The 20371-nt window shown below is 53.0% G+C and carries 16 protein-coding genes; 4 read left to right on the plus strand and 12 right to left on the minus strand.

The genetic code is table 11. The annotated features are described in order from the left end of the window. The first annotated feature begins 21 nt into the window (after positions 1-21). A complete protein-coding gene (gene elyC / locus AC0IXH_RS09480; RefSeq protein WP_346566041.1) occupies positions 22-810 on the plus strand; it encodes an envelope biogenesis factor ElyC in 789 nt (262 codons plus the stop codon). Here elyC and AC0IXH_RS09485 read toward each other — a convergent pair. From AC0IXH_RS09485 to serC, 12 genes are all read right to left on the minus strand, one after another. After that, positions 787-1680, minus strand: a complete 894-nt coding sequence (locus AC0IXH_RS09485; RefSeq protein ID WP_013201535.1) for a YcbJ family phosphotransferase — start codon at positions 1678-1680, stop codon at positions 787-789. The genes elyC and AC0IXH_RS09485 overlap by 24 nt on opposite strands. Before the next feature lie 53 nt (positions 1681-1733). Beyond that, the gene (gene kdsB / locus AC0IXH_RS09490) at positions 1734-2480 is read right to left on the minus strand and encodes a 3-deoxy-manno-octulosonate cytidylyltransferase (protein ID WP_013201534.1); all 747 of its coding nucleotides are present in this window, start codon (positions 2478-2480) and stop codon (positions 1734-1736) included. After that, on the minus strand, positions 2477-2659 hold the full coding sequence (locus tag AC0IXH_RS09495) for a Trm112 family protein (protein WP_013201533.1): 183 nt from the start codon (positions 2657-2659) through the stop codon (positions 2477-2479). Before AC0IXH_RS09495 ends, kdsB begins: the two co-directional genes overlap by 4 nt. 85 nt (positions 2660-2744) lie before the next feature. After that, positions 2745-3953, minus strand: coding sequence for a winged helix-turn-helix domain-containing protein (locus AC0IXH_RS09500; protein WP_471720358.1), 1209 nt, complete (start codon positions 3951-3953; stop codon positions 2745-2747). An 83-nt stretch (positions 3954-4036) separates the two neighbouring features. Beyond that, a complete protein-coding gene (gene lpxK, locus AC0IXH_RS09505) occupies positions 4037-5020 on the minus strand; it encodes a tetraacyldisaccharide 4'-kinase (RefSeq protein ID WP_013201531.1) in 984 nt (327 codons plus the stop codon). Then, positions 5017-6765: a lipid A ABC transporter ATP-binding protein/permease MsbA gene (msbA, locus tag AC0IXH_RS09510; RefSeq protein ID WP_013201530.1), complete on the minus strand. Its 1749-nt coding sequence runs from the start codon at positions 6763-6765 to the stop codon at positions 5017-5019. The genes lpxK and msbA overlap by 4 nt, the downstream gene beginning before the upstream one ends. 36 nt (positions 6766-6801) lie before the next feature. After that, positions 6802-9066, minus strand: a complete 2265-nt coding sequence (locus AC0IXH_RS09515; protein WP_346566033.1) for a ComEC family protein — start codon at positions 9064-9066, stop codon at positions 6802-6804. 209 nt (positions 9067-9275) lie between these two features. Then, positions 9276-9560, minus strand: coding sequence for an integration host factor subunit beta (ihfB, locus tag AC0IXH_RS09520; RefSeq protein WP_013201528.1), 285 nt, complete (start codon positions 9558-9560; stop codon positions 9276-9278). Positions 9561-9645: 85 nt separating this feature from the next. Beyond that, a complete protein-coding gene (gene rpsA, locus AC0IXH_RS09525) occupies positions 9646-11319 on the minus strand; it encodes a 30S ribosomal protein S1 (RefSeq protein ID WP_013201527.1) in 1674 nt (557 codons plus the stop codon). A 128-nt stretch (positions 11320-11447) separates the two neighbouring features. After that, entirely contained in the window at positions 11448-12134 is a 687-nt protein-coding gene (cmk, locus tag AC0IXH_RS09530) for a (d)CMP kinase (RefSeq protein WP_013201526.1), read from the minus strand. Positions 12135-12339: 205 nt separating this feature from the next. Further along, complete coding sequence (gene aroA / locus AC0IXH_RS09535) at positions 12340-13623, minus strand: 3-phosphoshikimate 1-carboxyvinyltransferase (protein ID WP_151038745.1); 1284 nt, start codon at positions 13621-13623, stop codon at positions 12340-12342. Between the two features lie 85 nt (positions 13624-13708). Next, on the minus strand, positions 13709-14794 hold the full coding sequence (gene serC / locus AC0IXH_RS09540; RefSeq protein WP_471720359.1) for a 3-phosphoserine/phosphohydroxythreonine transaminase: 1086 nt from the start codon (positions 14792-14794) through the stop codon (positions 13709-13711). Between the two features lie 211 nt (positions 14795-15005). On the opposite strand from serC, the gene ycaO reads away from it, so the two are divergent. The 3 genes from ycaO to pflB all read left to right on the plus strand — a co-directional run bounded on the left by ycaO (position 15006) and on the right by pflB (position 20335). Continuing rightward, entirely contained in the window at positions 15006-16763 is a 1758-nt protein-coding gene (gene ycaO / locus AC0IXH_RS09545; RefSeq protein ID WP_013201523.1) for a 30S ribosomal protein S12 methylthiotransferase accessory factor YcaO, read from the plus strand. A gap of 347 nt (positions 16764-17110) precedes the next feature. Next, on the plus strand, positions 17111-17968 hold the full coding sequence (gene focA / locus AC0IXH_RS09550; protein WP_013201522.1) for a formate transporter FocA: 858 nt from the start codon (positions 17111-17113) through the stop codon (positions 17966-17968). 84 nt (positions 17969-18052) lie between these two features. After that, positions 18053-20335: a formate C-acetyltransferase gene (gene pflB, locus AC0IXH_RS09555; protein ID WP_134823818.1), complete on the plus strand. Its 2283-nt coding sequence runs from the start codon at positions 18053-18055 to the stop codon at positions 20333-20335. Positions 20336-20371: the final 36 nt, after the last annotated feature.

A 20371-nucleotide genomic window follows, 5' to 3' on the forward strand; every position in this document is an offset into this window, starting at 1 on the left:
GGACAAAAGGAGTCCGTTTTCATGCTTTTTGCGTTAAAAAAACTCGTCGGTGGGCTGTTGCTGCCCTTGCCTTTGCTGATTGTGTTGATGGCAATTGCGCTTTTGTTGCTCTGGTTCAGCCGCTGGCAGAAAACCGGCAAAATTATCCTCTCTGCTGCCTGCCTGCTGTTAGCGCTGTTAAGCCTGCAACCGGTGGCGGACAGCCTGCTTGCGCCGACCGAAAACCGCTATCCCACCTGGCAGAATCAGCAAAAAGTCGGCTATGTGGTGGTACTGGGCGGTGGATACACCTGGAATCCAGACTGGGCGCCTGGCTCCAATATGATCAACAACAGTTTGCCGCGGCTGGTTGAAGGGATCCGCTTATGGCGGGAAAATCCGGGAGCCAAATTGATCTTTACCGGTGCGGCGGCGCAGAACAATCCGGTCAGCTCTGCCGAAGTCACGTCCCGCGTCGCCCAGTCATTAGGCGTGCCATTGAGTGCGATCGTGACGCTTGATAAACCGAGGGATACCCGACAGGAAGCGGCTGAAGTGGCTAAGGTGGTGGGAAAAACACCCTTCCTGCTGGTGACATCCGCCTCACACCTGCCGCGAGCGATGATCTTTTTCCAACAGCAGGGACTGGATCCTCTACCGGCGCCAGCCAATCAGCTGGCTATTGACTCACCGTTGAATGTCTGGGAACGCGCAATTCCGTCGCCATTGTGGCTGGGTCACAGCGATCGGGCGATTTATGAGTGGTTGGGAAGAGGCTGGCAACGGCTGACCTCCGGGGATGGGGCCTCAACTGAGCCAGGGGAGCAGTGAGTCCGCCGCGCGTTGAAAACGGCGTGCATCGAACTGGCCGGTATGAATCAGCCGGTCAGTCTCGTCCCACAGCGTGTACAGCCAGCGCCGGGCAACAAACCCTTCCGCCACCGGAGCCTGCTTCAGGTAATGGAACAGCAGCGATTCTGCCAGCCCCTCTTCGCACAGCCGGAACAACTCATATTCCCGTGGTGCCCACAGCATCATCCCGGGATTGATCATCGACAATAACTGGTCGCTCCACGCCTCTTTCAACATACTGCTCAGTGACAGATTGCCGTGAACCAGCACGCAAGGATCGTTGAAATCCGCCAGCAGATTGCCGAGGTTTTCCCGGCTGCGGTAGAGCACGCGCCGGTGTTCCATCGACAGCGCGTCAGGCCGCATAAACCCGAGCGTGGACCAGATCACCTCAACGCGCTGGGCATACCAGGAAACCCAGTTATTTTCCTGCGTGCTGTCGACGCTGCCGACCAGACCGTGGCTGTCGAGCCGATGCCATGCCAATAAGGCGGCAACAATCTGATCCTGCAACTGCAGCCAGCGGACCGGCGTGCGCGTTGGCGCTTCAACCGACACGCCGCCCATGCGCTCGATCAGCAAGACATCATGCTGTGGCGGTTGCTGGCTGACGATCAGGCCGTAGACCGTCGGCAAACGGATGGTGCTGTCCTTGGCCAGCATCGAAAGCTTATAGGCTTCCTGTGCCGCAATGCCTTTGACATTGAAGTATTTTGCCACCATTGGCAGCGAGTGGCCTTGCTGGTCATAGAGCGAATACAGGCTGGACCAGGGTTGTTCACTGATACATTCCAGGCGGCTGAGGGTTTCGCCCAATACCAGAGAAAGCTCCGAGCGGAGTTGTTCCATTTCCTCCTCCTTTAAAAAAAGTGGAGAAGGGGCCAGCGAAGGCCCCAACAGGATTACTGCATAGCCGCGCGCACGCGAGCCAAATCTTCCGGTGTATCGACACCAACGCTTGGGATCGCTTTGGCGACGGCAACGTGGATTTTTTCGCCATACCAGAGCACGCGTAGCTGCTCAAGCAGCTCAATGTGCTCCAGCGGACTCGGCTCCCAGCTCACATAGCGGCGAATAAAGCCCGCACGGTAGCCGTAGATGCCAATGTGACGCAGGAAGGTATCGCCGATTTCTTCGCGGGAGGCGGCAAAACGCTCACGATCCCAGGGAATGGTAGCCCGGGAAAAATAGAGCGCGTAACCTTTCGCATCCATCACGACTTTGACCGCATTCGGATTGAAGGCTTCCTCTGCGGTCTCAATCGGCACGGCTAACGTCGCCATGCCGGCTTCGCTTTTGGCCAGGTTTTCTGCCACCTGACGGATGATAACCGGTGGGATCATCGGCTCATCGCCCTGCACGTTCACGATGATGGTGTCATCGGCAAACTGATAGCGATCGATCACTTCAGCTAACCGTTCCGTGCCGGAGTGGTGATCGGCGCGGGTCATACACACCTCACCGCCGGCCGCTTCAACAGCACGCGCCACCTGTTCATTATCGGTAGCGACAATGACCCGATCGGCACCTGATTCCAGCGCTCGCTCCATCACATGCACTACCATCGGTTTACCCTGGATATCGACCAGCGGTTTACCCGGCAGGCGCGTTGAAGCAAAACGCGCCGGGATAATAGCGACAAAACTCATGGGTGGATCTCTTCCATGGTGAGTGAACGCGCTTCTGTCTCCAGCAGGACTGGAATGCCGTCGCGCACAGGATAAGCGAGGCCATCAGGTTTGCAGATAAGCTCCTGCTGGTCTTTGATGTAATACAGTTTGCCGTGGCAAACAGGACAAGCAACGATTTCGAGTAAACGGTGATCCATGGTTTCTCCCTGGTGATCCCGGTCAGACAGGTCCTTAGAATATCATAGCTGGCGCGGCATCGGTTACTTCCCCGCGTGCAGGATGTTACAGCGCCCACCCTTTTTGCCAGGCAACTGCCAGCGTTTCGGGCAGCTTATCTAGCACCACCGCCTCGGCCCCTTGCCAGCGCGCAAAGCGTGAGATGGCCTGATGCAGATCGTTGATCGTGCCCTGACTGATTTTGACGCCCTGCTCCAGCCACAGCTGTTTGATCTGCAATACTTTTTCCTTACGCTGCATTTTCGCATCCAGCCGCCCTTTCAGTTCTCCCCGGTGCAGAATTGGCAGAACAAAATAGCCATATTGCCGCTTCGCTTCTGGCGTATAACATTCCAGTCGGTAATCGAAGTTAAACAACTCCAGCGCCCGTTTGCGGTCCCAGACCACCGGATCAAAAGGAGACAGCAAGGTGGTGTAGGTTGCCCGGGTTCCCTGTTCGAGAAGGGGCAACAAAGCGGCATCCAGGTAACAGGCGCCCAGCGATTCCACTTCCACCGGTATCACGTCTCCCTGCGCCAGCCAGTCAGCCAAAACCGCCTTTACTGGCGCGCGCTTCAGACGGTAATAATCGGGTAGCCAGGCGGCACGAAACAGCCCCAAACTTCTGGCACTGTTACGCAACATCTGGCGGACCGCCTCTGACTCTTCAATCCCATGCAGCTGGTCATCCCAGTCCGGCATCACGCGCTGCCGCAGATCGTAGACGCGCTGAAAATTGCGTCGCTCGATCACCATCAGATCGCCGGCCGTGAACAGATTTTCAAGATGGCGTTTATGCGGTTTCCACGACCACCAGCCAGGCTTCTGACCGGGAGGTGCGGCAAAATCGGCCGATCTGACCGGCCCATTTTGTTCAATATGCGTTAACAGATCGCCGACTTCCTGCTGCCAGTTCTCCATCCACTCGCTGTTATATTTCCATCCCATATGCTGAGGATTCAGCATGCGATGGCGCAGCAGGCGATAGTCTTCGATTGGGATAAAGCAGGCTTCATGCGCCCAGTATTCATAGAGGTTACCGCGGCTTAGCGCCTCACCGAGCCAGCTTTCGGGATAGTCGCCTAGACGGCTGAATAGCACCAGATAAGGGCTGCGGGCAACGACGTGGATGGTATCAATCTGCAGTAATGACATCTGGCGGATGGCGCTGAGGATATCTTCAGCCCTGGCTTTACGTCCCGGTGGGCGAAGCAGCCCCTGAGCGGCGAGGTGTAACTGGCGGGCCTGAGAAAGCGAAAGTTGGAGAGCGGACATGATGCACCTTCGTGACAAAGATGCAGTGAGTTTAGTTCTTTTCCGGAGATTCCGGCACGGAGATTGTGCGCTTATTCAGCTTGTTAGCGTTTGGCGGTCAGTGCGCAAAGCCTGTCCAGTAAGGCACCGGAAGCCGCCTGTGGCAGCTCGGCATCCACCGGCAGGTACCACCAGTTGTCTTCAGCGAAAGACCGGACTTTCACCGCGTCTTTTTCCGTCATCAACAGCGTTTCGCCTGGCGCAAGCAATGCTGCTAACTGGGCCGGTTGATAAGACTGATGATCGGCAAAAGGCACTTCCTTAACTGGCATAACACCCTGCTGATGAAGAGTGGCAAAAAAGCGAGGAGGATGACCAATGCCGGCCATCGCCACCACGTTTGTCAGCATCATGGCCGGGCAGGTTTCACCACTGCGGATGTTAACGGCATCACCGGGGTTCAGCTGCATCGCCAGCTCGCCAGCCTGCGCCTCACCGCCATTGGTAACGATCGCATCAACGGTTCTCAAACGGGAAGCACGCTCACGCATCGGGCCGGCGGGAAGCCACCAGCCATTGCCAAAACGACGCTTGCCGTCGATGACCACAATCTCGAAGTCTCTCGCTAAGGCGTAATGTTGCAGGCCATCGTCGGTAATGATGATGTCGATGTTCGCCTGCTCAGTGAGCGCCTGAACGGCCTCTTTTCTGACAGGCGAGACCGCTACCGCAGCCCCTGTGCGCTGATAAATAAGCACAGGCTCATCACCCGCTTGCACGGTTGTGGTGCGGTTATCCAGCACCAGCGGATAGCGATCGGCCTTACCGCCGTAGCCTCTTGAAACGACGCCGACACGCAGACCACGCTGCTGCAAAGCCTGTACCAGCCAGATGACAACCGGCGTTTTGCCGTTGCCTCCGGCTGTCAGGTTGCCCACCACCACCACCGGAACGGTAGCGCGCCACGCTTTGCGCAGGCCCCAGACATAGCTGAGGCGGATCAGGTTGCTAATCAGGCCATACAGCCAGCTTAACGGAACCAGCGGCAGATAAAGCGCGGAGCGTCCGCTCCAGATGCGTTCAATCATTGACCAAACTGCATCTTATGGAGCTGGGCATACACGCCACGATGTTCCAACAGATCGGCATGGCTTCCGCGCTCAACAATGTAGCCGTCTTCCACCACCACAATCTCATCGGCCTTTTCAATAGTGGAAAGACGGTGAGCGATAACCAGTGAAGTACGGTTTTTCTGCAGTTCATCCAGCGCAGACTGAATGGCGCGTTCAGATTCGGTATCCAGTGCCGACGTCGCTTCATCCAGGATCAGGATTGGGCTGTCACGCAGCAATGCGCGGGCAATGGCAATACGCTGGCGCTGTCCACCGGAAAGCAGCACGCCGTTTTCACCGATGATAGTATCAAGCCCTTTATCCATCTTGTTGATGAAGTCCATGGCATGAGCCATGGTGGCGGCCTTCTCAATATCTTCGCGGCTGTACTTCTCGGTACGGGCATAGGCAATGTTATTTGCCACCGTATCGTTAAACAGATGCACATTCTGTGAAACCAGCGCGACCTGATTACGCAGTGAGCTAAGGGTGTACTCACGCAAATCGTGGCCATCCATCAGGATTTCGCCCTGCTGAATATCGTAGAAACGTGTCATCAGGCTGGCAATGGTGGATTTACCCGATCCTGAACGCCCAACCAGGGCAACAGTTTTCCCCGCGGGGATCGCCAGGTTGATATTGTGCAGCGCAGGCGTTTCACGTCCCGGATAGGTGAAGGTGACGTTGCGGAATTCAACGTCACCTTTAGCGCGTTCAATTACACGCTTACCGGTGTCCTCTTCCTGCTCGGTATCAAGGATTGAGAACAGCGTCTGGCAGGCAGCCATTCCCCGCTGGAACTGCGCATTGACGTTAGTCAGCGACTTCAGCGGACGCATCAGGGCAATCATCGAAGAGAAGACTACGGTGATTGTACCGGCGGTCAAAGTTGCCATCACGCTTGGGAAGCTTGCCGCGTACAGTACGAAAGCCAGCGCCAGAGAAGCAATCAGCTGAATAATTGGATCGGAGATAGAAGAGGCAGAAACCAGTTTCATCCCCTGCTGGCGCATATGGTTACTGACGCGTGCGAAGCGTTGGCTTTCCACTTCCTGGCCGCCAAAAATCAGCACTTCTTTATGCCCTTTCAGCATCTGCTCAGCACTGGTGGTCACATGCCCCATAGTGTTCTGCATGGTTTTGCTGATGTTTCTGAAGCGTTTTGAAACGGTACGAATAGCAAAAGAAACGATAGGTGCCAGTAAAATCAGGATCAGCGACAGCTGCCAGCTGTAGTAGAACATCATGATGAACAGGCCAATAATCGAGGCCCCTTCACGCACGACGGTGACCAGCGCACTGGAAGATGAGGAAGCAACCTGCTCGGAGTCGTAGGTGATGCGCGAGAGCAGCGTCCCGGTGGACTGCTGATCGAAGAAGGCTACCGGCATTCCCATCATGTGGCTGAACAGGCGACGGCGCATACTCATCACAACGTTGCCGGAGACCCAGGAGATGCAGTAACTCGAGATATAACTGGTGACGCCGCGGATTAACATTAAGCCAATCACCGCCAGAGGCATCCAAATCAGGACGGAAGAGTCAGCCTTACCAAAACCGTCATCCAGTAATGGTTTCAGCAGTGACAGCATTAATGTATCTCCCGCTGCGTTCAGTACCAGTGCTACCGCAGCCACAATCAATCCGGGTTTAAACGGTTTGATCATCGGCCAGAGGCGACGGAATGTCTGCCAGGTGGAGAGATCTTTTTCCTGATGCATTATTTAACCAGCTTTTATTGAAAATAGCCGCTCATTCTACCTGGAATAACGTGGTACGCCAAACCACTGATGATACCAACGGCTCATTATTTGCGCTCTCAGACTGCTAAGGTGCCAGTTTTTATCAAAAAAATGCACGCTAAGCTGCCCCTCAAGCGCCGTGTCATGCCAGATGTAGTGATAGTTTTGGTAGCGTTTAATTACTTTTTCCGCCGGCAATTTCCATGCGCTGTAGCGCGCCGCAGAGGCCAGAGCGACCTTTCCGCCCACGGCTCTGAGAAAAGGAGGTACTGAGGACGTACTGCTACCGTGGTGAGGCACCTGTAAAATATCGGCACCAATTGACGCCCGATGATATCGAACTAAATCATACTCAGCCTGCGCCTCGATATCCCCCGTTAACAGCACGCGCCATTTTCCATCACTTACCCTGATTACGCAGGATTGATTATTTCCGGCCTCAGTTTGTCCTGTCGGTGGCCAAATTGCCTGAAAAGACAGGTTTTGCCAGCCCCAGCTCACGCCCTGCTCACACGGTAAATGTCCGGGTGTTCCCAGCCCGCTGTGTATTACCGCTTCAGGAAAAGCCGTTTGCAGACTTCCCAGTCCACCGATGTGGTCCAGATGACCGTGGCTCAACACAATGTGTTTAACCTTAAGCCCCTGCCATCCTAACCAGGGAATGATCTGGGATTTGGCTGCATCGCCACCCGGCCAGCTATTGCCAGTATCGTAGACTAACGCCTCGCCGTTGGCTGAAATCACTACGGCAAGACCATGCCCGATATCCAACATATCCAGCCGCCACTTGGGTTCCTCGTTATTCAGTCGCCAGCAGGCTAATGCCAAACCTAAGCTCAGAACCGTCATCGGTGAGGAGCGCCACCAGCAGAAACGACAGGCAATCACCGTCAGCCAAATCGCTGCACTTATCGGCAGCGCCTGTCTGTTCATATCGAGCCAACCCGACGGCAACAAAGCCAGAGGAACGAAGACCGCTTCCAGCGAGCGATCGGCAAACCACCAGAAAGCCTGACTAAGTGGCGCTAAAGGTAGAAATGCTAAAGCCGCAAGGATCAGCGGCACGGAGATGAAGGTGACAACCGGCACTGCCCAGATATTCGCCAGCAAGGCGCTGATACTGATACCGTGAAAAATCAGCAGTTGTATCGGCATCATAATAAAAAATATGCCCAGTTGAAGGTGGAGTAACTGCAAAGGTAACCAGCGTTTCTTGCCGGCGTATTTCGATGGTAATGGGAACCAGTGAAACCAGAACAACAACCCCGCTACGGCCACCGCCGACAGCCATAAGCTGTCAGAGAGCAGACTCAAGGGGTCAAAGAAAATAATGGTCGCGATGCAGATGCCCCAGACCTGCCAGTTACTGCAGCGGACACCTGATAGCCGTAAAGCCCCCCACAAACTGACCGCTAATACGGCTCTGAGTGATGGTGGGTTGGCACCCGCAAGCCAGCAATAGACTGCTGCGACAAGCAGCCCACACATCAAGGGGAAACGATAGCCAATCCACGCTGCGCTGAAAGCCAACTGTAAGCCCCTGGCAAATAACCAGCCTACACTGGCCGCCAGACTGATATGCATACCTGAAATGGCCATCAGATGTGCCGTTCCCGTCTCTCTTAGCAGCTGTGTCATCTGCTGGCTGACGTCTCCCCGTTCGCCAAACGCCAGCGCAGAGAGAATCGCCTGCCAGGGAAACTCAGCATAGTAACTGCGGCTGCGTTGGATAATTCGTTCACGCCAGCTGCAGGTGCTATCGATTGGCGTCAGCAACATTATTCTTCCGCTTAGCGGCGTACTGTTGGCCAGTGCAAATCGTTGTGCATCAAAACCCCCTTCATTCAATCGGGCATGAACTGGCCGCAGTTTCAGCGTCATTTGCCAACGCTGACCGCTACAAAATGACTGGTCAATCTCCTTGCTGCTGACCAGGGTAGACACCGGTGGAAAAATTCTTCGCCCATCAACGCTGACAATCCGCATTTTTAGCCGCTCAGAATTAACCAGTACGGCTTCTATCTGCGTCGTGGCCGTTATCGTCCTTGCGGACAACAATTCAATTTGTTCGGACATCGTTCTTGCCGACATAACCAGCCACAGAAAGAGCAATACGCATAACGCGATATCTTTCAGCCAACGTTGGCGCTGCATCAGCAAGTACAGGGAGGGAAGGATCAGCCACAGGTCATAACGGGCGGCAGGCAGTCGTGGAAGGAACGTCAGAGGTAACATCGCGATAAGGACCCACATAGCAAGGCGGCTGAGGCTGTAAGGCATGACGGTTCTCCATTATTCCGTCAGCAGACTTTATCCTCCGCGAAGAGAGGATGCAGCCGCAGTGACGCTCCGCTGAAATGCGGCGCGCAATCTTTCGGTGGGTCTTGCAGGGTCCTGATTTTTATTGCGGCACTGCACGCAACGCTGTGCCAAATTTCAGGCAAAAAAAAACGACACCGAAGTGTCGTTTTATCGCGTAGTGCTAAGCGTTAGCCGTAGATATTTGCACGGTCGCGCAACTCTTTACCTGGCTTGAAGTGTGGAACGTATTTACCTTCCAACTCCACTTTGTCACCCGTTTTCGGGTTACGGCCGGTACGAGGCGCGCGGTAATGCAAAGAAAAACTGCCGAAACCCCGGATTTCAATGCGTTCGCCCTGCGCCAAAGTGGTCGCCATGTGCTCAAGCATCTCTTTTACCGCATCCTCAACGACTTTCGCCGGAATATGAGAGTGCTGGCCAGCAAGTCTTTCAATAAGTTCTGACTTGGTCATAAATCCTCCGGTAAATTCCTGTTGGAAAAGCTCTGACAGTAACGGCTATTTCAGGGCGACTTACGCCGCCCTGTTGCAAAAGCAATTACTCGCCTTTAGCTGCTTTGAAAGCTTCAGCCATAGCGTTAGAGAAGTTGCCTTCTTCCTGTTTGGTGTTAACAGTCGCAATGGCTTCTTTCTCGTCAGCCTGGTCTTTCGCACGAACAGACAGGCTAACAACGCGGTTTTTACGGTCAACACCGGTGAATTTGGCTTCAACATCGTCGCCAACATTCAGAACCAGAGTTGCGTCTTCTACGCGGTCAACTGAAGCTTCAGAAGCGCGCAGGTAACCTTCAACGCCGTCTGCCAGTTCAACTGTAGCACCTTTAGCATCAACAGCAGTCACTTTACCGTTAACAATTGCACCTTTCTTATTCAGAGAGATGTAGTTGTTGAACGGATCTTCTGCCAGCTGCTTAACGCCCAGGGAGATGCGCTCGCGCTCTGCGTCAACTTGCAGTACAACAGCAGCGATTTCGTCGCCTTTCTTGTATTCACGAACTGCTTCTTCTCCGGTAGCGTTCCAGGAGATGTCAGACAGGTGAACCAGGCCGTCGATGCCGCCGTCCAGGCCGATGAAGATCCCGAAGTCAGTGATTGACTTGATTTTACCTTCAACACGGTCGCCCTTGTTGTGGGTTTCTGCAAACTGCTGCCATGGGTTGTTTTTACACTGCTTCAGACCCAGGGAGATACGACGACGTTCTTCGTCGATATCCAGAACCATAACTTCAACAACATCGCCAACGTTAACAACTTTGGACGGATGAATGTTTTTGTTGGTCCAATCCATTTCTGAAACGTGTACCAGGCCTTCAACGCCTTCTTCGATTTCAACGAAGCAGCCATAGTCGGTCAGGTTAGTTACACGGCCAGTCAGACGAGTCCCTTCTGGGTAACGCTTAGCGATAGCGACCCAAGGATCTTCGCCCAGCTGTTTCAGACCCAGAGACACACGGGTACGCTCGCGGTCGAACTTCAGCACTTTAACAGTGATTTCGTCGCCCACGTTGACAATTTCGCTTGGATGCTTAACGCGTTTCCATGCCATGTCAGTGATGTGCAACAGGCCATCAACGCCGCCCAGATCAACGAATGCACCGTAGTCAGTCAGGTTCTTAACGATACCTTTAACTTCCATGCCTTCCTGCAGGTTTTCCAGCAGCTGATCGCGCTCTGCGCTGTTTTCGGATTCGATAACCGCACGACGTGAAACAACCACGTTGTTACGTTTCTGATCCAGCTTGATTACTTTGAATTCAAGCTCTTTGCCTTCCAGGTGCAGAGTATCACGCACTGGACGCACATCAACCAGGGAACCTGGCAGGAACGCACGAATGCCGTTCAGCTCAACAGTGAAGCCGCCCTTGACCTTGCCGTTGATAACACCGGTAACGGTTTCAGCTTCTTCGTATGCTTTTTCCAGCGTGATCCAGGCTTCGTGACGCTTAGCTTTCTCACGGGACAGCAGAGTTTCACCGAAGCCGTCTTCTACAGCGTCCAGAGCTACGTCAACTTCGTCGCCAACCTGGATTTCCAGTTCGCCGGCTGCGTTCTTAAACTGTTCTACAGGAATTGCAGATTCAGATTTCAGGCCCGCATCAACCAGGACGATGTCTTTGTCGATAGAGACAACAACACCACGAACGATGGAACCCGGACGGGTTTCGATTTCTTTCAGGGACTCTTCAAAGAGTTGAGCAAAAGATTCAGTCATATTGATAATCTTATGGATTCTTCAATTTAACGTCCACCTGACATCCTGACGGGTGGGGTTGTTTCACATGCCCCATGACGTCCATATCACAGGGTTAGGGGATTCTTACGGGCAGTTTGGCCCGTGATTCACTGCGGCAAGGACAACTTTTCACGCGCATAATTGAGTGCAGTTTCAATAACTTGCTCAATCGACATGCTGGTTGAATCCAGCACCAGCGCATCGTCTGCCGGTATCAGTGGTGCAATGGCGCGATTACGATCGCGGTCATCACGTTCTTTTATCTCGGATAAAAGGCGCTCAAAGTTAACACTAAAGCCTTTATCCTGCAACTGTAGCATACGACGGTGCGCACGCTCTTCCGAGCTGGCATCCAGGAAGATTTTCACCGGTGCATCAGGGAAAACCACGGTGCCCATATCGCGACCATCAGCAATCAAACCTGGCAAATCCCTGAATCCGCGCTGACGACGCAGCAATGCTTCACGCACGCGAGGGAATGCAGCCACTTTTGACGCGGTGTTGCTGACATCCTGAGTGCGGATTTCGCCAGAAACATCTTCCCCTTCCAGGATCACTTCCATCTCACCGTTGGTCGAGACAAAACGCACGTCGAGATGGGCTGCAATCGGCACCAGTGCTTCTTCAGAAGTAATATCCACCTGATGATGCAAAGCAGCCAGTGCCAGGACGCGGTAGATTGCGCCCGAATCCAGCAGATGCCATTGCAAGGCTTCAGCCATCGCTTTACACAGGGTCCCTTTACCAGCACCGCTTGGGCCATCAATCGTGATCACCGGGGCTATAGCCGTCATCTCATTCTCCTGTCGGTGGAATGCCTGTTAGCTGCCCAGGCAAATATCGACGGGCATTATACGCAGCTTACGCAAGGATCGTTACCCCTAAGCCTGGTCGAGATTAAATTATTTGTCAGATTAATGCTGATGATGAGGGGAACAACCTTGCAGGACGTGAGTTGGCTCGCAATCCGCTGCACCTGAATGCAGCGGATTTGCAGAATTATGCCAACTGACTGATACGCGCCAACTGCTCAAAATAGTCGGGGAAGGTTTTCGCGGTACAGCCTGGATCAAGAATAGTGACCGGCGTTGAGGATAACGCCACCAGCGAGAAACACATCGCCATACGGTGATCATTATACGTGCCAATCTCGGCAAACTTCAGCGTTTGTGGTGGCGTCACGCGAATGTAATCGTGGCCCTCTTCCACTTCAGCGCCGACTTTACGCAATTCTGTTGCCATTGCAGCCAGACGATCGGTTTCCTTAACGCGCCAGTTGTAGATGTTACGCATCACCGTGGTGCCTTTGGCAAACAGCGCCGCAGTTGCGATTGTCATCGCCGCATCAGGAATGTGGTTCATATCCAGATCGATAGCGTTAAGATCGCCACGGGTACAGGAAATATAGTCATCTCCCCACTCAATCACCGCGCCCATTTGCTCCAGCACATCGGCAAAGCGGATATCGCCCTGCATGCTGTTACGGCCAATACCGGTCACCTTAACGGTTCCGCCTTTAATGGCCGCAGCGGCCAGGAAATAGGAAGCCGAAGAAGCATCACCTTCTACCAGGTATTCGCCAGGTGAAACATACTGCTGATTTCCGGCAATGTGGAATTCACGGTAGTTATCATTCTTCACTTCTACGCCGAACGTACGCATCAGGTTCAGAGTGATGTCGATATAAGGCTTAGAAACCAGATCGCCTTTGATCACAATTTTAGTGTCGTTCGGTGCCAGCGGTGCCGTCATTAACAGAGCGGTAAGAAACTGGCTTGAAACGCTACCATCCACCGACACTTCGCCACCGCTAAAGCCGCCTTTCAGGTGCAGCGGCGGATAATCTGTTTGCTCCAGGTAGCTGACTTCAGCCCCACCCTGACGCAACGCATCCACCAGGTGCCCAATCGGACGCTCTTTCATCCGTGGCTCACCGGTTAAGACAATGTCATTACTTCCCAGGCAGAGTGCTGCAGCCAGCGGGCGCATTGCGGTGCCGGCGTTACCTAAAAAGAGTTCTACCGGGCCTTCCGCATGCAGTGGACCACCCTGACCAGTGACTTCACAGACAGTACGATCGTCGGAAAGCGAATAACTGACGTTCAGCGCTTTCAATGCCGTCAGCATATGGCGCACATCATCACTGTCCAGCAAGTTGGTCAGACGAGTGGTGCCTTTAGCCAGCGCCGCCAGCAACAATGCGCGGTTTGATACGCTTTTGGAGCCAGGTAAGTTTACGGTGCCATCGACCAGCGCGACAGGTTGTAGGGTCAGGGATTCCAACATGCGAAACATATTCTCCAAATTAAAAACAATAAAACCCCGCAGCCTTGCGGGGTTCCAACTGGCTACGAGCAATCAGGCTGACTTAGCCGTGACGACGCTCGAAATCGATCATGAAATCAGTCAGTGCTTTCACACCTTCTAACGGCATCGCATTGTAAATTGAGGCACGCATGCCGCCAACTACGCGGTGGCCTTTTAGCGCATGCAGGCCAGCTGCGACAGATTTATCGAGGAACAGGTTATCCAGCGAAGAGTCGGCCAGCAGGAAAGGCACGTTCATGCGAGAACGGTTGGCGGTCGCCACTTCGTTACGGTAGAAACCACTGTTATCAATGGTGCTGTACAACAGGTCGGCTTTAGCCTGATTGCGCTTATCGAGTTCGGCCACGCCGCCCTGCTCTTTCAGCCATTTGAATACCAGGCCAGAAAGGTACCAGGCAAAGGTTGGTGGCGTATTGAACATCGATTCGTTTTCGCTGAGCACCTTGTAATCCAGAATCGAAGGCAGCTCTTTCTTGGCTTTGCCTAACAGGTCTTCACGAACGATGACCAGGGTTAAGCCAGCCGGTCCAATGTTCTTCTGCGCGCCAGCATAGATAACGCCGTAACGATTGATATCCAGTGGGGACGAAAGGATGGTTGAGGAGAGATCGGCCACCACCACTTTATCACCAAAATCTGGCTCTTCATTAATAGCAACGCCATCAATGGTTTCATTCGGGCAGTAGTGAACGTAAGCAGCGTCATCAGACAATGCCCAACTGCTCATCGGAGTGATTGCCCGCAGGCCATCTACCTTGGTTTGCGCGTCGATGACGTTAGGTGTGCAGTATTTCAGCGCTTCTTTGATTGCGCTGTGTGCCCAATAGCCACCATCAACATAATCGGCAGTAGTCTTATTGCCTAACAGGTTCATTGGGATCGCCGCAAACTGTGCACGCGCCCCACCGTGACAGAACAAGACTTTGTAGTTTGAAGGGATCTTTAACAGGTCACGAAAATCTTTCTCAGCCTCTTCGGCAACCTGAATAAATTCTTTACTGCGATGGCTAATTTCCATCACGGACGTCCCTAATCCCTGCCAGTTACGCAGTTCTTGTTCGGCACGACGCAGAACTTCCGCCGGCAGCATCGCTGGGCCGGAGCTAAAATTGAAAACCTGACTCATTTCCCCTCACCACTTTCAGATCAATCGATTGCTATTCTGCTATCGGTTTTATCATTGCCCATCCGCCGCTGCAATGATTAATCGGGTCAGCCGACCAGTTCCGGAATGATGCCGGCCGGTGGCTACAGTAATTTCCCCCCTCGCGTAGCGGATCGGACAGAAACCCCGTATCATTGCGCACTTTCGGCACAACCCAAAACGAGTGGGCACTATGACGCAAACGTATATTCCAGGCAAAGACGCCGCGCTGGAAGATTCCATCGCACGCTTTCAGCAAAAATTGCAGGATCTGGGCTTCAATATTGAAGAAGCTTCCTGGCTGAACCCGGTTCCCCACGTCTGGTCCGTTCATATCAGAGACCGCGACTGCCCGCTGTGTTTTACCAACGGTAAAGGCGCCAGCAAGAAAGCTGCCCTGGCCTCCGCGCTGGGCGAATACTTCGAACGTCTGTCGACTAACTACTTTTTCGCCGACTTCTGGTTGGGCAACAAGGTGGCCAACGGTGACTTCGTTCATTACCCAAATGAAAAATGGTTCCCGCTCCCAGAAGACGACAGCCTGCCAGCCGGTATTCTGGACGAACGTCTGACCGCCTTTTATGATCCAGAGCAGGAAGTCAGCGCCAGCGATCTGATTGATCTGCAGTCAGGCAATAGCGATCGTGGCATTTGCGCCCTGCCATTTACGCGCCAATCCGATCAGCAGACGGTTTATATCCCGATGAACATCATCGGTAACCTGTATGTCTCCAACGGCATGTCTGCCGGCAACACGCCGAATGAAGCGCGTGTACAGGGCCTGTCTGAAGTGTTCGAACGCTACATCAAAAATCGTATTATTGCCGAATCCATCAGCCTGCCGTTGATCCCACAAGCCGTGCTGGATCGTTATCCGGGCGTGGTGGAGTCGATCAATAAGCTGGAAGCCGAAGGGTTCCCGATTTTCTCTTACGATGCTTCGCTCGGTGGCAAGTACCCGGTTATCTGCGTGGTCCTTTTCAACCCAGAAAATGGCACCTGTTTCGCTTCCTTTGGCGCGCATCCTGACTTTGGCGTGGCGCTGGAACGTACCGTTACCGAACTGCTGCAGGGCCGTAGCCTGAAAGATTTGGATGTGTTCACGCCGCCAACCTTCGATGATGAAGAAGTCGCTGAACATGCCAACCTCGAGACGCACTTCATTGATTCAAGCGGCCTGATCTCCTGGGACATGTTCAAAGACGATGCCGATTATCCGTTTGTTGACTGGCGTTTCGACGGGTCAACGGAAGAAGAGTTCGCGACGCTGATGGCAATCTTCAAAGCTGAAGATCAGGAAGTCTACATCGCTGATTACCAGCATCTGGACGTCTACGCTTGTCGTATCATCGTCCCGGGGATGTCTGATATTTATCCTGCGGAAGATCTGCTGTTGGCCAACAACAGCATGGGCGCGTATCTGCGCGAAACGCTGCTGTCGTTGCCAGAAACTCAGTGGGAAAAAGAGGACTATCTGTCACTGATTGAGCGTCTGGATGAAGATGGTCACGATGACTTCACCCGTGTGCGCGAGTTGCTTGGCCTGGCAACGGGTAAAGACAATGGTTGGTACACGCTGCGTATTGGTGAGCTGAAAGCGATGCTGGCGCTGGCCGGTGGCGATCTGGATCAGGCGCTGATCTGGACGGAATGGACCATGGAGTTCAACAACTCTATCTTCACTCCAGCGCGCGCTAACTACTATCGTTGCCTGCAAACGCTGCTGCTGTTGAGCCAGGAAGAAGGACGCGATCCGGTGCAGTATCATACTGCATTTGTGCGGATGTACGGACTGGATGCGGTTGAAGCCGCTTCGGCTGCAATCAGTGGCGAAGCCCCTTTCTATGGTCTGCAGTCAGTTGATGAAGACCTGATGGCCTTCCCGGCTCATCAGTCCTTGCTTGCCGCTTACGAGAAGCTGCAACAGGCAAAACGCCTGAACTGGAAATAAGACTTCAGGGCAATCGGGACCGGTCTCGATTGCCCTTTCCACACTCTCTTAATCTTCTAATGTTATTTTAAAGTAACGTCTAATTGTCATAAAACGAATACTTTAACCTTCCAGCTACATTTCATTGAATAACCTCGTTTAAACAAAGCGCAATTCGTGCTTAATTCAACTTTTTTTTAGAAAATTAAAAAGTATTTAATTCATACTTTTCAATTAATTAAATCATTAACCCTACTTAAAAAAGGCCATTAAGCGCAGGTACTCCAGGCCAACATGATCCACATCAATTTCTAACCTATACTCCTTTGTTAGTATTTCGTCGTTGACTAATTTAGGGAGTAGTTAGTGTGAAAGCTGGCAACCCGTTCGACTTACTCTTACCGTCTGAAATGGCCAAAGTGGCCGAAGAAGCCGGCGTTTATAAAGCGACAAAAAAACCCTTCACCACATTTTTTCTGGCGATCACCGCCGGTGTCTTCATCTCCATCGCGTTTGTCTTCTATATCACTGCCACTACGGGTTCTGGTACGTCCCCCTGGGGCATGAGCAAACTGGTGGGGGGTCTGTGCTTCTCTCTCGGTCTGATGCTGGTCGTCGTCTGTGGGGCTGACCTGTTCACCTCAACCGTACTGACCATCGTCGCGAAAGCCAGCGGACGCATCAGTTGGTTACAGCTGGCCCGCAACTGGATCATCGTGTACGTCGGCAACTTCTTCGGTGCGATGTTCTTCGTGGCTCTGATTTGGTTCGCTGGACAGGCAATGGCGGCCAACGGTGCCTGGGGGCTCAATGTCCTGCAAACCGCTGACCATAAAATGCACCATACTTTCCTTGAAGCGGTCTGCCTGGGGATCCTGGCGAATCTGATGGTCTGTATGGCGGTATGGATGAGCTATTCCGGCCGGACCCTGACAGACAAAATGTTAGCGATGCTGCTTCCGGTCGCGATGTTCGTGGCCAGCGGCTTTGAGCACAGCATTGCCAATATGTTTCTTGTCCCACTGGCCATCGTTATCCGGGACTTCTCTGGCCCCGAATTTTGGCAGGCAACAGGGACAACCGCTGCCCAGTTCTCACACCTGACCGTCAGCGACTTTATTACCGATAATCTGATCCCGGTGACGATAGGCAACATTATCGGCGGCGGTTTCCTGGTTGGATTGACTTATTGGGTGATTTATCTGCGCGACAGCGGTCATGACTGATTGCGCCACAAACTGATTTAGCGCCTGTTGCTGACGGCTGGCAGCAGGAACACCAGAACTCCACGTAATTAAGGTAGGTATCAAATGAGCGAGCACAACGAAAAACAGGTCGCGGCCTGGGAAAGCTTTGCACAAGGCGAATGGCAGAACAGCATTGACGTGCGTGACTTCATTCAGAAAAACTATACCCCGTATGAAGGTGATGAATCCTTCCTGAGCGGTGCCACCGCAGCCACCACGTCCCTGTGGGACAAGGTGATGGAAGGCATCAAACAGGAAAACCGTACCCATGCGCCAGTAGATTTTGATACCGACCTGGCTTCGACCATCACCTCTCATGATGCGGGCTACATCAATAAAAAACTGGAAACCATCGTGGGTTTGCAGACTGAAGCGCCATTAAAACGCGGCCTGATCCCTTACGGCGGCATCAAAATGGTGGAAGGCTCCTGTAAAGTTTACGGTCGTGAACTGGATCCAGGCCTGAAAAAAATCTTCAGCGAATACCGTAAAACCCATAACCAGGGCGTGTTCGACGTCTACACACCGGACATCCTGCGCTGCCGTAAATCTGGCGTGCTGACCGGTTTGCCAGATGCGTATGGTCGCGGTCGCATCATCGGTGACTACCGTCGTGTTGCCCTGTACGGCATCGACATGCTGATGAAAGACAAATTTGCGCAGTTCACCTCGCTGCAGGCAGATATGGAAAATGGCGTAAACCTTGAAGCCACTATTCGTCTGCGTGAAGAGATTGCCGATCAGCATCATGCGCTGCAGCAGATCAAAGAGATGGCAGCAAAATACGGTTGTGACATTTCTGGCCCGGCGAAAACGGCGCAGGAAGCGGTTCAGTGGACTTACTTCGGTTATCTGGCCGCAGTGAAATCTCAGAACGGTGCAGCAATGTCGTTCGGCCGTGTTTCTACCTTCCTGGATATCTATATCGAACGGGATCTGCAGGCAGGTAAAATTACTGAGACCGACGCTCAGGAACTGATTGACCACTTGGTGATGAAACTGCGTATGGTTCGCTTCCTGCGTACGCCGGAATACGATGAACTGTTCTCGGGTGACCCAATCTGGGCAACAGAATCCCTGGCGGGTATGGGCGTTGATGGCCGTACGCTGGTGAGCAAAAGCAGCTTCCGTTTCCTGAATACCCTTTACACTATGGGGCCTTCACCGGAACCGAACATGACCATTCTGTGGTCTGAAAAGCTGCCGCTGAACTTTAAGAAATTTGCGGCGAAAGTCTCGATCGATACCTCTTCTGTCCAGTATGAAAACGACGATTTGATGCGTCCTGACTTCAACAACGATGACTATGCCATCGCCTGTTGTGTAAGCCCGATGATTGTCGGCAAACAAATGCAGTTCTTCGGTGCGCGTGCCAACCTTGCTAAAACCATGCTGTATGCCATCAACGGCGGCGTGGATGAAAAAATGAAAATGCAGGTGGGCCCGAAAGAAGCGCCAATGATGGACGACGTGCTGGAATACAATAAAGTGATGGATCGTATGGATCACTTTATGGACTGGCTGGCCAAACAGTATGTGACTGCGCTGAACGTCATTCACTATATGCATGACAAATACAGCTATGAAGCCTCACTGATGGCGCTGCATGACCGTGATGTTTATCGCACTATGGCGTGTGGTATCGCTGGTCTGTCCGTTGCGGCTGACTCCCTGTCGGCTATCAAATACGCGAAAGTCTCCACCATTCGTGATGAAGATGGTCTGGCTGTTGACTTCAAAATTGAAGGCGAATATCCACAGTTTGGTAACAACGACTCCCGTGTAGATGACATTGCCTGCGACCTGGTTGAACGTTTCATGAAGAAAATTCAGAAACTGCAAACTTACCGTAACGCCGTTCCTACTCAGTCTGTCCTCACCATCACCTCTAACGTGGTGTATGGTAAGAAAACCGGTAACACACCTGATGGCCGTCGCGCTGGCGCACCATTTGGACCAGGTGCTAACCCAATGCACGGTCGCGATCAGAAAGGTGCAGTCGCTTCACTGACATCGGTCGCTAAACTGCCGTTTGCCTACGCGAAAGACGGGATCTCTTACACCTTCTCCATCGTGCCGAATGCGTTAGGCAAAGATGATGATGTGCGTAAAGCGAACCTGGCTGGTCTGATGGATGGTTACTTCCACCATGAAGCCAATATCGAAGGCGGTCAGCACCTCAACGTCAACGTGATGAACCGCGAGATGCTGTTAGAAGCGATGGAAGATCCGGAAAAATATCCGCAGCTGACCATTCGCGTTTCGGGTTATGCCGTTCGCTTTAACTCATTAACTAAAGAGCAGCAGCAGGATGTGATCACCCGTACCTTCACTAAGAGTATGTAATTAGCGAAGCAGTAAGGCTCCACTTCGGTGGAGCCT

The organism is Erwinia sp. AC075, from assembly GCF_979253995.1.